The organism is Variovorax sp. 01T439_2 (assembly GCF_056398445.1).
Map to the genome: position 1 here is coordinate 1 of NZ_JBFTPJ010000090.1, position 13,655 is coordinate 13,655.

General features: G+C 68.3%; 14 protein-coding genes and 2 riboswitches. Of the genes, 6 read left to right on the forward strand and 8 right to left on the reverse strand.

Going from position 1 to position 13,655, the window contains the following annotated elements:
* The first annotated feature begins 61 nt into the window (after positions 1-61).
* The 6 genes from AC1DOC_RS06665 to AC1DOC_RS06690 all read left to right on the forward strand — a co-directional run bounded on the left by AC1DOC_RS06665 (position 62) and on the right by AC1DOC_RS06690 (position 4,777).
* Complete coding sequence (locus AC1DOC_RS06665) at positions 62-808, forward strand: tRNA-uridine aminocarboxypropyltransferase (protein ID WP_478080232.1); 747 nt, start codon at positions 62-64, stop codon at positions 806-808.
* Between the two features lie 55 nt (positions 809-863).
* Positions 864-1,547 carry a Pr6Pr family membrane protein gene (locus AC1DOC_RS06670; RefSeq protein ID WP_478080233.1) on the forward strand — a complete coding sequence of 228 codons (684 nt, stop codon included), beginning with the start codon at positions 864-866 and terminating at the stop codon, positions 1,545-1,547.
* Positions 1,548-1,617: 70 nt separating this feature from the next.
* Complete coding sequence (locus AC1DOC_RS06675; protein WP_018905597.1) at positions 1,618-2,676, forward strand: NAD(P)H-dependent flavin oxidoreductase; 1,059 nt, start codon at positions 1,618-1,620, stop codon at positions 2,674-2,676.
* Between the two features lie 4 nt (positions 2,677-2,680).
* The gene (locus AC1DOC_RS06680) at positions 2,681-3,358 is read left to right on the forward strand and encodes an alpha/beta hydrolase (RefSeq protein WP_478129572.1); all 678 of its coding nucleotides are present in this window, start codon (positions 2,681-2,683) and stop codon (positions 3,356-3,358) included.
* 127 nt (positions 3,359-3,485) lie between these two features.
* Complete coding sequence (locus AC1DOC_RS06685; protein ID WP_012748401.1) at positions 3,486-4,433, forward strand: DUF3014 domain-containing protein; 948 nt, start codon at positions 3,486-3,488, stop codon at positions 4,431-4,433.
* 95 nt (positions 4,434-4,528) lie between these two features.
* A complete protein-coding gene (locus tag AC1DOC_RS06690; RefSeq protein WP_278875490.1) occupies positions 4,529-4,777 on the forward strand; it encodes a hypothetical protein in 249 nt (82 codons plus the stop codon).
* 10 nt (positions 4,778-4,787) lie between these two features.
* On the opposite strand, the gene gcvP is transcribed toward AC1DOC_RS06690, so the two are convergent.
* The 8 genes from gcvP to AC1DOC_RS06730 form a co-directional block, all read right to left on the reverse strand.
* The gene (gene gcvP, locus AC1DOC_RS06695; protein ID WP_478129573.1) at positions 4,788-7,694 is read right to left on the reverse strand and encodes an aminomethyl-transferring glycine dehydrogenase; all 2,907 of its coding nucleotides are present in this window, start codon (positions 7,692-7,694) and stop codon (positions 4,788-4,790) included.
* A 49-nt stretch (positions 7,695-7,743) separates the two neighbouring features.
* Positions 7,744-8,115: a glycine cleavage system protein GcvH gene (gene gcvH, locus AC1DOC_RS06700; RefSeq protein ID WP_012748398.1), complete on the reverse strand. Its 372-nt coding sequence runs from the start codon at positions 8,113-8,115 to the stop codon at positions 7,744-7,746.
* Between the two features lie 46 nt (positions 8,116-8,161).
* Entirely contained in the window at positions 8,162-9,340 is a 1,179-nt protein-coding gene (gene gcvT / locus AC1DOC_RS06705; protein WP_478080235.1) for a glycine cleavage system aminomethyltransferase GcvT, read from the reverse strand.
* A gap of 45 nt (positions 9,341-9,385) precedes the next feature.
* Positions 9,386-9,501, reverse strand: a riboswitch (glycine riboswitch).
* Positions 9,502-9,513: 12 nt separating this feature from the next.
* Positions 9,514-9,604: riboswitch (glycine riboswitch) on the reverse strand.
* A 31-nt stretch (positions 9,605-9,635) separates the two neighbouring features.
* Positions 9,636-10,184, reverse strand: coding sequence for a hypothetical protein (locus AC1DOC_RS06710; protein WP_230537859.1), 549 nt, complete (start codon positions 10,182-10,184; stop codon positions 9,636-9,638).
* A 35-nt stretch (positions 10,185-10,219) separates the two neighbouring features.
* Positions 10,220-11,458, reverse strand: a complete 1,239-nt coding sequence (locus AC1DOC_RS06715) for a TRAP transporter large permease (protein WP_478129574.1) — start codon at positions 11,456-11,458, stop codon at positions 10,220-10,222.
* A complete protein-coding gene (locus AC1DOC_RS06720; RefSeq protein WP_012748394.1) occupies positions 11,455-11,949 on the reverse strand; it encodes a TRAP transporter small permease in 495 nt (164 codons plus the stop codon). The genes AC1DOC_RS06715 and AC1DOC_RS06720 overlap by 4 nt, the downstream gene beginning before the upstream one ends.
* On the reverse strand, positions 11,946-12,917 hold the full coding sequence (locus tag AC1DOC_RS06725) for a TRAP transporter substrate-binding protein (RefSeq protein ID WP_062366689.1): 972 nt from the start codon (positions 12,915-12,917) through the stop codon (positions 11,946-11,948). Before AC1DOC_RS06725 ends, AC1DOC_RS06720 begins: the two co-directional genes overlap by 4 nt.
* Before the next feature lie 63 nt (positions 12,918-12,980).
* Positions 12,981-13,655 (reverse strand): NAD-dependent epimerase/dehydratase family protein (locus tag AC1DOC_RS06730; RefSeq protein WP_478129575.1); only part of this gene is annotated, 675 nt, incomplete at its 5' end.

Sequence of the window (13,655 nt, forward strand, 5' to 3'; positions counted from 1 at the left end):
ATCTGCAGCTGATCTAGCTGTCCCGCGCACCGGGCGTCCAGGAGCCGCCGAGAATCGGTGCATGCCCCACGCCGTCTCCCTCCTTCGCGCCGCGCGCCTGGCGCGCAGCGCCAAACCCTTTCTCGCCCGTGGCGGCTTCAAGCGCGAGCGCTGCGCGGGCTGCCGCCTGGTGCCCAGCCATTGCATGTGCGCCGTGCGTCCTTCGGTGGCAACGCGCGCGGGGGTGTGCCTGCTCATGGCCGACATCGAGCCGCTCAAGCCCACCAACACCGGGTGGCTGGTCGCCGACGTGGTGGCCGATACCTTCGCCTTCGGCTGGGCCCGCACCGAAACCGATCCCGCGCTGCTGGCGCTGCTGGACGATCCGCAATGGCAGCCCTACGTGGTGTTCCCAGGCCAATATGCGGCGCCCGAGCGCGTGGTCCTGGCCGTTCCGGCGCCTGGAACGGACGGCAGTGGCAGCGCGAAACGCCCGCTCTTCATCCTGTTCGACGCGACATGGGCCGAGGCGCGCAAGATGTTCCGCAGAAGCCCTTATCTCGACCGGCTGCCGGTGCTGAGCCTGCAGCCGGAGCGGATCACGCAATACAGGCTGCGCAACTCCGGCCGCGACGACCACTTCTGCACCAGCGAGGTGGCCGCGATGTGCATGAGCCTGGCGGGCGAATCTATTGCTGAAGAGACGCTGGATGCCTACCTTGCGGTGTTCACGCACCACTATCTGCATGCGAAGAACCAGCAGCCCGTTGCCTGGGACGATGCGGCGCACCGGCGGCTGCGCGAAGTGGCCGCCCGACCGCCGGCCTGAGGCCGTCGGTCCGGCGTTCGGCATACTCTCGATGCGCCAAGCTTTGGAGGTTCACATGCCGCCACAACCGTATATCGCCAAGACCGCACCGCATGCCGCCTGGGGCCCCATTGCGCTCGCGCGCTTTCTGCACGGCGCGGTGGCGCTGGCCGCGGCCGGGGGAATCGGCCTCGAGTTGAGCGCGGCGATCAGTGGCGGCCCCGGCATCGCGCCCACGTATCTGGAGCGCTTCGTTCGGCTGTTCAGCTACTTCACCATCGATTCGAACCTGCTCGTCGGCGGCGTCTGCGCGCTGCTCGCCTTTCGTCCCGCGCACGACGGGTGGCTGTTCCGGGTGCTGCGGCTCACGGCGGTGCTCTGCATCGCGGTCACGGGCATCGTGTTCCACACGGTGCTCACTGGGCTGCGCGAGCTCACGCCCTCGGGGCAGCTTGCCAACTTCCTGCTGCACACGGTGACGCCGGTGTTCACGGTGCTCGGCTGGGCCCTGGTGGGACCGCGGCCGCGCACCGACCGCGGCACCATCGGGCGGGCCGTGCTGCTGCCGCTCGCATGGATCGTCTACACCGTCGTGCGAGGTGCGTTCGTGAGCTGGTACCCGTATCCGTTCATGGACGTGGGCACACTGGGACTGGCACGCGCAGCGCTCAATTCGGCGGCCGTCGCGGCTGTCTTCATCGCGATGGCCATCGGCCTGCGCCTGCTGGAGAAGCGGCTTCCCGCAGCGCCTGCCGGCTGAACGCAGGGCTTTGGGCTTCGCCGCAAAATAGGCGCTGGCGCGCACGGCGCATCCAGAAGGAACATCCGACATGACCACTCCCTTGCAGCAACTCCTCGGCACCGATCTGCCGCTGATCCAGGCACCCATGGCGGGCGTGCAGGGCAGCGCCATGGCCATTGCGGTCAGCAATGCCGGCGGCCTCGGCTCGCTGCCCTGCGCCATGCTGAGCGCCGACACCATGCGCAGCGAGCTCGCCGCGATCCGGGCCGGCACCGGCAAGCCCTTCAACGTCAACTTCTTCTGCCACACGCCGCCGGAGCCGAGCGCCGAGCGCGAGGCGGCATGGCGCAGCGCGCTGGCGCCGTACTACGCCGAGTTCGGCATCGATGCCGCGAGCATCCCCACCGGCCCCGGGCGCAACCCGTTCAGCGCCGACGTGGCCACTGTGCTGGCGGAGTTCCGCCCGGAGGTGGTGAGCTTTCATTTCGGGCTGCCTTCGGAGGCGCTGATGGCGCAGGTGCATGGCTGGGGTGCGAAGGTGCTGGCCTCCGCCACCACGGTCGAGGAGGCGCGGTGGCTCGAGGCACGCGGCGTGGATGCGGTCATCGCGCAAGGGCTGGAGGCCGGCGGGCATCGCGGCCATTTCCTGTCGCACGACCTGACGCGGCAGCTCGGCACCTTTGCGCTGCTGCCGCAGCTGGTGCATGCCGTGAAGGTGCCGGTGATCGCGGCCGGCGGCATTGCCGATGCAGCCGGCGTGGCCGCGGCCATGGCACTGGGCGCAGCGGGCGTGCAGGTCGGCACCGCCTATCTGCTGGCGCCGGAGGCGACCACCAGCGCGGTGCACCGCGCGGCGCTCAAGAGCCAGGCGGCGCGCCACACGGCGCTCACCAATCTCTTCACGGGCCGGCCCGCGCGCGGCATCGTGAACCGCGTGATGCGCGAGCTGGGGCCGATCGGTGCGGCGGCGCCCGAGTTTCCGCTGGCCACCTCGGGCATTGCGCCCTTGCGCGCCAAGGCCGAGGCGCAGGGCAGCGGCGATTTTTCTCCGCTGTGGTCGGGGCAGAATGCCACCGGCTGCCGCGAGCTGCCGGCCGCCGAGATCACGCGCGCCTTGGCGCAAGGTTTTCAATCTCTTACGGCCTGACTTCATGACGCAACTCCACCTGCCTTTCAAGTTTCTCGAGCAGGCCGCAGGGCCGAACGTGCGCGAGCCCTGGCTGCTGGTGCTGATGCACGGCGTCGGCAGCAACGAGCAGGACCTGTTTGGCCTGGCGCGGCTCATGCCGCCGCAGTTTCACGTGCTGAGCCTGCGCGCGCCGTATGTGCTGTCGCCCGATGCGTACGCGTGGTTCGAGTTCGAGGTGCTGCCTGATGGCGAGCGGCGCATCAACGAGGAGCAGGAGYGCGAAAGCCGCTTCCTGGTGGGTGAGATGGTGGCCTCGGCATCGCAGCAGCTCGGCGTGCCGCCCGAGCGCGTGGTGGTCGGCGGCTTCAGCCAGGGCGGCATCATGGCGCTGTCGCTGCTGCTGACACAGCCCGCGAAAGTTCGCGCCGCAATGGTGTGGCACGGCCGGCTGCTGCAACAGGCGGCGGCGCACATCGCGGCGCCCGAGGCTTTCGAGGGCAAGGCACTGTGGGTGAGCCACGGCAGCGCCGACAACGTGATTCCGCCGAGCGCCGCAGAGGCGTCGCGCGAACTCGCGCGCGGCCTGCCGCTGGCCCTGTCGGGGGCCGATTTTCCGGGCGGCCACGAGATCCGCCCGGCCGAGCTGCAGGGCGCACTGGCGTGGCTGCAGTCGCTCGGCTCGGCGGCGGGCGCCTCCTAGCGGGCGAACTTTCGCGCCGGGAGCGCGTCACAGGGCGTTACGGGATGACGCCGCGGCGGAGTGCCGATCTGGTGCACCATAGCCGCTCGTCTCCCATTGCAATCCTCCAAAAAAGGAAACCGCAGACATGTCCGACCGAGACATCCCCGAAATTCCCGACGTGCGCGATCCGCACGATGCGCCCGCGTACAGGCCGCGGCGCGAGACCTCGACCGGAACCATCGTCGTCATCGTGCTGCTGGCGATCGCCGCCGGATTCCTGGGCTGGCGCTGGTACCAGCAGCAGCAGCAACCGCCGCTGCCGGTCGAACCGCCGGTGGCCGCCGCCCCCAACGACGGGCTTGCGCCCGCACCGCCGCCGCCCTCGCTGCCCGAATCCCCGGAGCCGCAGAACCCGATCGACGCGATCGCGCTGCCCGCTTCGGGGTTGCCCAAGCTCGCCGATTCCGATACGCGCGTGATGAAGGCGCTGGTCGACCTGATGGGCAGCAAGAACGTGGCGGACTTCCTGCAGTTCGAAGGCATCGTGCGCCGCTTCGTGGCCACGGTCGACAACCTCGCGCGCGAGCAGTCGCCCGCGAGCACCTGGCCGGTGCAGCCGACGAAGCAGCGCTTCACCACCCAGGGCAAGGGCGAGGCGCAGACCATCGCACCCGGCAATGCCGCTCGCTACACGCCCATCGTGCAGCTTGCCGAGTCGATCAATCCGGCCAAGGCGGCCAAGACCTACGCCCAGCTCTATCCGCTGTTTCAGAAAGCCTATGAGGACCTCGGCTATCCGGGGCGCTACTTCAATGACCGGCTCATCGCCGTGATCGACCATCTGCTGCAGGCGCCCGAGCCCGCCGGCCCGGTGCCGGTTCGCCTTGTCGAGGTGAAAGGCAACGTGTCTTCGCAGCGGCCATGGGTGCGCTACGAATACGCCGATCCGCAGCTCGAGTCGCTCTCGTCAGGCCAGAAGATCATGGTGCGCATGGGGCTGGAGAACGAGCGCAGGATGAAGGCCAGCCTGCGAGGCTTCCGCGAGCAGATCGCCACCGGCGAGATGCTGAAGAAGAAGCAGCAGCAGCGCTGACCCGGTGGCGCGCCGCCGTGTAGGCGCGGGCCGATTGCATGCGGCGCGGATGCCGGGGATGATTCGCGGGATCCCCAGATTTCGAGGACACCCGTATGAACCTGATGAGCGTCGACCTCTACCAGAGTGCCACCGATCCCGAGAAATTCCTGGCGCTTCCCGCGGGCACCGACCCCGCCGAACTCATGGGACCGATGACCTTCGACCGCGATTTCGCGCATGTCAGGTGCTACAGGGAAGGCTTCGAATTCGATCCGTCCCAAAGCTACGCGGGCGTCAACGCCGCGAAGATCGCGGCGGACATCCTCACCGTGAAATGGGCGATGTACCGCCGCGAAGCCTGAGCGGCCTTTTTCAGGCCTCTTCGGTTTCCTTGTAGTCGCCCACGGGCACGCAGCTGCAGAACAGGTTGCGGTCGCCATACACGTTGTCGACGCGGCCGATCGGCGGCCAGTACTTGGCCTGCTTGAGCGCGGCCAGCGGAAACGCGCCGAGTTCGCGCGAATAGGGGTGCGGCCATTCCGCCGCCATCAGGCTGGCCGCGGTGTGCGGCGCATGCTTGAGCGGGTTGTCGTCCTTCGGCCAGACGCCTTCCTCGACGCGGCGGATCTCGCCGCGGATCGCGATCATCGCGTCGATGAAGCGGTCGAGCTCGGCCAGCGGCTCGCTTTCGGTGGGTTCCACCATCAGCGTGCCGGGCACCGGAAAGCTCAGCGTGGGCGCGTGGAAGCCGTAGTCGATCAGCCGCTTGGCCACGTCCTCGGCGGTGACACCGCTGCTGTCCTTGAGCGGGCGCAGGTCGAGGATGCACTCATGCGCGACGTGGCCGTTGGGGCTCGCGTACAGCGTGGGGTAGTGGTCCTTCAGGCGCGCGCTGATGTAGTTGGCGCTCAGGATCGCGGTTTCGGTGGCCGCCTGCAGGCCCTTGGCACCCATCATGCGGCAGTACATCCAGCTGATCGGCAGCACGGCCGCATTGCCGAGCGGCGCGGCCGAGACGGCGCCGACGCCGTTCGATGCCACGCCGGCCGTCGCATGGCCCGGCAGGTAGGGCACGAGGTCTTCGACCACGCACACCGGGCCCACGCCCGGCCCGCCKCCGCCATGSGGAATGCAGAAGGTCTTGTGCAGGTTCAGGTGGCTCACGTCGCCGCCGAACTCGCCCGGCGCGGCCACGCCGACCAGCGCATTCATGTTGGCGCCGTCCACGTACACGCGGCCGCCGTGCTCGTGCACCAGTTCGCAGAGCTCCTTCACGCGGGTTTCGAACACGCCGTGCGTGCTCGGGTAGGTGATCATCACGGCCGCGAGCTTGCCGCTGTGCTTCTCGCAGGCGCGCCTGAGGTCGTCCATGTCGACGTTGCCCTGCGCGTCGCAGGCCGTCACCACCACCTGCAGGCCCACCATCTGCGCGCTCGCCGGGTTGGTGCCGTGCGCCGACGAAGGAATGAGGCAGATGTTGCGGTGCCCCTGGCCGTTGGCTTCATGGAAGGAGCGGATGGCCAGCAGGCCCGCGTATTCGCCCTGCGAGCCCGCATTGGGCTGCAGGCTGATGCCCGCGTAGCCGGTGGCTTCGCAAAGCCAGGCGCGCAGCTGCGCGTCGAGCTGGGCGTAGCCCACCAGCTGCTCGGCCGGCGCAAAGGGATGGATGTTCGCGAACTCGGGCCAGGTGATCGGGATCATCTCGCTGGTCGCGTTGAGCTTCATGGTGCAGCTGCCGAGCGGGATCATGCTGCGGTCGAGCGCCAGGTCCTTGTCCGACAGGCTGCGGATGTAGCGCAGCATCGCGGTTTCGCTCTTGTGGGTGTTGAACACCGGGTGCGTGAGAAAGGCGCTGGTGCGGCGCAGGTCCTCGGGCAGGCGCGGCACAGCGTTGGCCAGGTCGTCGAAGCGCGGCATCGGCGTGCCGGCGGGCACGAACAGCGCCCAGAGCGTTTCGATGTCGGCGCGCGTGGTGGTCTCGTCGAGCGAGATGCCCAGGTGCTGCTGCAGCCGCTGGCGCAGGTTGACGCCCGCGGCCTGGGCGCGCTCGATGATCTTGGGCGTGTCGTCGCCGGTGCGGATGGTCAGCGAATCGAAGGCAGTGCCGTTGACCGGCTCGCGGCCCATCTGCGCGAGGCCCTGCGCGAGGATGGCCGTGAGCGCGGCCACGCGCTGCGCAATGCGCGTGAGGCCGTCGGGGCCGTGGTACACGGCGTACATGCTGGCCACCACGGCCGGCAGCACCTGCGCGGTACAGATGTTGGAGGTGGCCTTCTCGCGGCGGATGTGCTGCTCGCGCGTCTGCAGCGCGAGGCGGTAGGCGGGCTGGCCGTGGGTGTCGACGCTCACGCCCACCAGGCGGCCCGGCAGCGAGCGCTTGAATTCGTCGCGGCAGGCCAGGTAGGCCGCGTGCGGGCCGCCGTTGCACATCGGCATGCCGAAGCGCTGCGTGGTGCCGCAGACGATGTCGGCGTCCCATTCGCCGGGCGGCGCGAGCAGCGTCAGCGCGAGCAGGTCGGCGGCCACGCAGAAGGYGGCGTCGCACTGGTGCGCATGGCCCGCGAGCGGACGCAGGTCGTGCACGTGGCCGGTGGTGGCGGGGTACTGCGCGAGCACGCCGAAGAATTCGCCGCTCACCATCAGGTGCGGCAGCGTCTCGGAGACGGTGCTCACCTTCACCTCGATGCCCAGCGGCGCGGCGCGCGTCCTGATGACCTCGATGGTCTGCGGATGGCAGTCGCCCGACACCAGGAACACGTTGCTCTTGCTCTTGACGCTGCGCTTGGCGAGCGTCATCGCCTCGGCGGCCGCCGTGGCTTCGTCGAGCATCGAGGCATTGGCGATGGCCATGCCCGTGAGGTCGCACACCATGGTCTGGAAGTTGAGCAGCGCTTCCATGCGGCCTTGCGAAATCTCGGCCTGGTAGGGCGTGTAGGCCGTGTACCAGGCGGGGTTCTCGAGCACGTTGCGCAGGATGACGCCCGGCGTGTGCGTGCCGTAGTAGCCCTGGCCGATGAAGCTCCTGAAGACCTTGTTCTTTGCCGCGATCGCCTTCAGCTCGGCCAGCGCGTCGGCCTCCGTGGCCGGCGCCGGCAGCCGCATCGGCTTGGCGCGGCGGATGGCCGCGGGCACGATGCCGTCGATGAGCTCGGCGCGCGTTTCCGAACCGATCACCGGCAGCATGCGCGCCTCGTCCGCCGCATCGATGCCGATGTGGCGGGCGAGAAACTCTTCGGCGTTCTCCAGTTGTTGCAAAGAGGGAAGGGCGGGAATCGGCATGGCGGTGAAGGCTCGGGATGAGGAAAAGGCGGCTTGCGAACTCGGCGGATCAGGACTCGGCCGCGAACTTGTCGTAGCTGGCGGCGTCGAGCAGCGCGTCGAGCTGCGCGGGTTCGCTGAGCTTGACCTTGAAGAACCAGCCGGCGGCCAGCGGGTCGGTGTTGGCGAGCGAGGGATCGGCGCGCAGGGCTTCGTTCACTTCGGTGATCTCGCCCGACACGGGCATGAACACATCGGCTGCGGCCTTGACCGATTCGACGACACCGGCCACCTCGCCCTGGGCAAAGGTCTTGCCGACTTCGGGCAGGTCGACAAAGACCACGTCGCCGAGCGCGTCCTGCGCATGCACGGTGATGCCGACGGTGGCTGCGCTGCCTTCGGCCGAGACCCATTCGTGGTCCTTGGTGTACTTGATGCTCATGGTGGAAAACTCCTCGTGGAAAAAAAGATGATCGGGGGCGCAGCGCCTAGCCGCGGTAGTAGCGCGTCGGCACGAAAGGCAGCGTCGAGACTTCCATCGGCACCGGCTTGCCGCGCACGATGGCCTGCACGCGCGTGCCGGGCTCGGAATACGCGGTGGCCACGTAGCCCATGGCGATCGGTCGGTCGGCCGTCGGGCCGAGCAGGCCGCTCGTGACAAAGCCGATGTCCTTGCCTTCGAAGGACTGCAGCACGGTGCCGTCGCGCACCGGAACGCGTTCCAGCGCCACGAGGCCGACGCGCTTGCGCTTGAGCGTGTCGTGGTCGGTGTGGCCCGCGGCGCCGGCCGTGGCGGCGGCGAGCTGGGCCAGCACCCGGGCCGCGCCCGGAAAGCCGCCTTCGCGCGCGCCGCCGGTGCGGCGCACCTTCTGGATCGCCCAGTTGAGCGAGGCCTCGACCGGCGTGGTGGTGGCGTCGATGTCGTTGCCGTAGAGGCACAGCCCCGCTTCCAGCCGCAGCGAATTGCGCGCGCCCAGGCCGATGGGCTCGACCTCGGGCTGCGCCAGCAGCAGGCGGGCCAGCGCCTCGGCATTCTGGCCGGCCACCGAGATCTCGAAGCCGTCTTCGCCGGTGTAGCCGCTGCGCGTGGCAAAGGCCGGAATGCCGCCGATCTGCACCGCGCCGCCGGTCATGAACACGAAGCGCTCGATGCCGGGCGACAGCCGCGCCAGCACCGCGGCCGCCTGCGGGCCCTGCAGCGCGAGCAGCGCGTGGTCGGGCATGGGCTGCACATCGCAGCGTGCGCCGATCTTCTGCTGGATGTGGGCGATGTCCGCCACCTTGCAGGCGCCGTTGACGATCACGAAGATCGAGCCGTGGCCTTCGTTGAAGAACATCAGGTCGTCGAGGATGCCGCCCTCGTCGTTCAGCAGCAGGCCGTAGCGCTGCTTGCCGGGCGCAAGGTCGATCACGTCGACCGGCATCAGGGTTTCAAAGGCGGCCGCGGCGTCCGGTCCGACCAGGCGCAGCTGGCCCATGTGCGAGATGTCGAACAGGCCGGCGGCGTTGCGCGTGTGCCTGTGCTCGGCCATGAGGCCGGCGGGGTATTGCACCGGCATCGAATAGCCTGCAAAGGGCACCATGCGGGCACCGAGCTCCACGTGCAGGCCGTACAGCGGGGTCTTCAGGAGTTGTTCGGCGGAAGAGGAATCGGAGGAAGCGGCCACGGGGCACTCCAAAGGGGCAGACGAATTCCATGGCGCGAGCCATGGGCCACCCCTGCTGTCCGCTTTACCTGAGAGATTCGCCCCACGATCGGGGTTTGCTCCTTCGGTGGGCCGGCGCATCGCGTCGATGCAAGCAACAGCCTCTCTCCAGCAAGGAAGCGCCGGCATGCGCCAACGCTGTGTCAGTCCTTTTGCCTGAGCGTTCGGGAAACCCCTGCGCCTTCGGCGGCCCCGGCTGGCGGGGCTCTCTCCTGACCATGGGAGTGTAGTGGATCGCGGGCGGCCGGTCTGCGGCTCAGTGCACGGTCTCGGCCGGCGGCAGCAGCCGGTCGATGCGCTCGCGCAGCGATTCGGCCCGCTCGGCGCCGGCGGTTTTCTCGACCTCGGTGAGCATCAGCGCGGCGATGGTCAGCATCGCGCCGCGGTCGCGCGCTTCGCGCAGGGCATCGCGCATCTGCAGCGCGAACTTGGGGTCGCGCCGCACGAACATGCGCTCGCAGATGTCGAACAGGAACATGCGCGTGGTGGCCAGCGAGCGCTTGCCGTCGAAGTTGTCGGCCGAGGCGGCGAGTTGGATCGGGTCGGCCGCGGGTACCGGGGCGGGCGGCTGGGCCGCGGCCTGCGCCGCCGCGGCAGCCACCGGCTGCGCGTCCTGCAGGTAGCCCTGGCGCATCAGCGCCTGGATCGCCTGCTCGGCTTCGGTGCGGCTGGCGAACAGCGGGCTGAAATCGGTCAGCGAACGCCGGCCGTCGGCCATCAGCAGCAGGGCGCGCTCGCGCTGGCTCAACGTGCGCTGGCGGCCCTGGAGTTCGTCGCGTGCCTTGTCGGTCTTGGTGGGAAACATGGCGCCACAGCTTTTGGGGATCGAGGGCTGAAGCATCACGGCACGTAGGTGATCACCAGCAGGCAGGCCAGGATCACGAGCACGAACGGCACCAGGTACTTCACGATCCGGTCCAGCGAGATGCGCGCCACCGTGCAGGCCGCGAACAGGTTCACGCCGAAGGGCGGGGTGATCATGCCCAGGGCGAGGTTCACCACCATGATGAGCCCGAAGTGCACCGGGTCGATGCCGAAGTGCACCGCCACCGGCGCAAGGATGGGCGCGAGCACGATGATGGCCGCGCTGGTCTCGATGAACATGCCGATGATGAACAGCGCCGCGTTCACGCCCAGCAGGAACATCGCGGGCGACTTGAGCACTTCCTGCAGCCAGTGGCCGATGGCGTCGGGCACCCCTGCGCGCGTGATCAGGAACGCGAACAGGCCCGCGTTGGCGATGATGAACATGATCACCGCCGACGAAAGCACCGACTTGCGCAGGATCACGTACAGGTCCCTGGGCTTGATCTCGCGGTAGATCACCACGCCCACCACCAGCGCGTAGAACACCGCCACGGCCGAGGCTTCGGTCGGCGTGAAGATGCCCCCGTAGATGCCGCCCAGGATGATGACGGGCATCAGCAGCGCCCAGCCGGCCTGCCACAGCGCCTTGCCGAAAGGCATGCGGCCGTCGCCGTCGTTCTTGCCCCAGCCCTTCCACTTGCAGTAGACCCAGACGAACAGCATGAGCGCCAGGCTGATCAGGATGCCGGGGCCGAAGCCCGCGATGAACAGCTCGCCGATCGACACCTCGGCGCTCACGCCGTACAGGATCATCGGGATCGAGGGCGGGATGATCACGCCGAGCTCGGCGCTCGTGGCCTGCAGCGCGGCCGCGTACGCGGTGGGATAGCCGTGCTTGATGAGCGCCGGAATCAGGATCGCGCCAATGGCAAAGGTGGTGGCCACCGACGAGCCCGACACCGCCGCAAAGATCATGCAGGTGAGCACGCAGGTCATCGGCAGGCCGCCCTGCACGCCGCCCACGATGCTCTTGGCAAACTCGACCAGCCGCCGCGAGATGCCGCCCGTTTCCATCAGGTTGCCGGCCAGGATGAAGAACGGAATGGCCGCCAGCGGAAACTTGTTGATCGAATTGAACATCTCCTTGACGGAGATCAGCATGTTGGCATTGGCCACCTGGATGCCCAGGATAGAGGCGAGCCCGATGGACACCGCAACAGAAACCGACAGTGCAAAACACAGCACCATCGTTGCAACCATCACGGGCGTCATTGCGCGGTCTCCAGTTCGAGCCGCTTGGGATCGAGGAAATTGCCGACGATGCCGAACAGGCAGAAGACGGAGCCGACCGGCAGCGCCAGGTACGACCACATCATCGACAGGCTTTCGAGGCCGGCCATCGACTGCACGCGGCCGCGCATCGCGTAGTCCCAGCCCCACCAGAGAATGACCAGCATCAGGATGAGCGCGGCAATGCTCACCACGGCGTCGAGCACGCGCTTGACGCGCGGCGGGCTCCAGCGGTAGAGCACGTCCACGCTCACCATGGCACCCTGGCGAAACGCCATCGGAATGCCCAGGAACACCATCCAGATCAGGCTCACGCGGATCAGGATCTCGCTCCACTCCGCGGGCTGCTCGAGCACGAAGCGCGTCACGATCTGGAACACGCCCAGTGCCGATGCAATGACCAGCATCAGGCAGGCGGCAAGCATCGAGGCGCCGGTGGTCCAGCGCTCGATGCCAAGGAATTTTTCTTTCACTTGTAGTCGCGGATCTTGTCGAGGTTGGCCTTGCCGAAGTCCTTCTCGAACTGCGCATTCACCGGAGCGAGCGCGGCCACGAACTTGGCCTTGTCGACGTTCTCGATCACGGTCATGCCCTTGGCGCGCAGGTCGGCCACGCCCTTGGCGTCGTCCTCGTCCACGCGGGCGCGGTTGGCCTTGGTGCCTTCCTTGGCGGCGTCCAGGAAGGCCTGCTTGTCGGCCGCGCTGAGCTTGTCGAACGCGGCCTTGTTCATCAGGAAGATGCAGGGCGAATAGACGTGGCCCGTGAGCGAAAGGTGCTTTTGCACCTGGTCGAACTTGGCGGAGATGATCACCGGCAGCGGGTTCTCCTGGCCGTCGACCGTGCCCTGCTGGAGCGCGGTGAACACTTCGGGGAAGGCCATGGGCGTGGTGATGATGCCGAAGCCCTTGTAGGCGGCGATGTGCACCGGGTTCTCCATGGTGCGCATCTTCAGGCCCTTGAGGTCCTCGGGCGCCTTCACGTCGCGCTTGCTGTTGGTCATGTGGCGGAAGCCGTTCTCGGCCCAGGCCAGCGCCTTGAAGCCCTTGGCGTCGAACTTGGTGAGCAGGTCCTGGCCGATCGGGCCGTCGAGCACGGCGCGCGCATGGGCCTTATCGCGGAACAGGAAGGGCACGTCGAGGATCTTGGTCTCCGGCACGAAGTTGGGCACCGGGCCGGTCGAGGAGAAGGCGAGCTCCTGCGTGCCCAGCTGCACCGCCTCGATCGATTCGCGCTCGCCGCCGAGCGAGCCGTTGTAGAAGGTCTGGACCTTGTAGCGGCCGCCCGTGCGCTTCTCGACTTCCTTGGCGAAGGTGTCGATGGCCACGCCCTGGTGCGAGTTCTGCGCGGTCGAGATGCTGATCTTCATGGTCGTCTGCGCAAAGGCCGCGCAGGCCATGCCCATGCCCAGAACCAGGCCGGCGGCCAGTCGGGTCAATTTCATTCTTCTGTCTCCTGAGATGGAAAGGGGGTGTCGCAAAGCGTCGGCTCTGCGCGCAACCGATGACTATGCCGCAATAACCAGTTTGACCGCGTCGGGATTTTCACGGACGTAGTCGCGGATCACCGCCTCGAAGCTGGTGTCGGCCGTGAGCCCCAGCTTGCCGGCGCGAACGGTCTCGATGCGCCCGGGCCAGGTCTTCACGATGCGCTGGATGGCCGGATCGGGCGTGCGGTCGAGCAGGGCGGTGGCGGCCTTGCCGGCCACGCGCTCGAGGGCTGCGGCCATGTCGCCCACCGTGGTGGAAAGCGAGGGCAGGTTGAGCGCGGTGCGCGGGCCCCATTCGCCGTCGCTGGCCTCGGCGGCGCGAAGGATGCCTTCGACCGTGCGCGCCGGCGACGCAATCGCCACCGGCGTCTCGTCGGGCACCGGGCAGGCCGCGCGGATGCCCGCGAGCGGCTCGCGGATCATGCCGCTGAAAAAGCCCGAGGCCGCGCCGTTGGGCTTGCCGGGGCGCACGCTCACCGTCATCAGCCGCACGCTGCGCCCGCGGATGAAGCCCTTGCGCGTGTAGTCGGCCACCAGCTGCTCGCCGATGAATTTCTGAATGCCGTAGCTGGTCTGCGGCGTCGGCAGCGTGTGGTCCTCGATCACCGGCGGCAGCGGCTGCTCGGGCGAATCGCCGAACACCGCGAGCGAGCTGGCAAACACCAAGAGCGGCCGGGTGCCCACGGCGCGCGC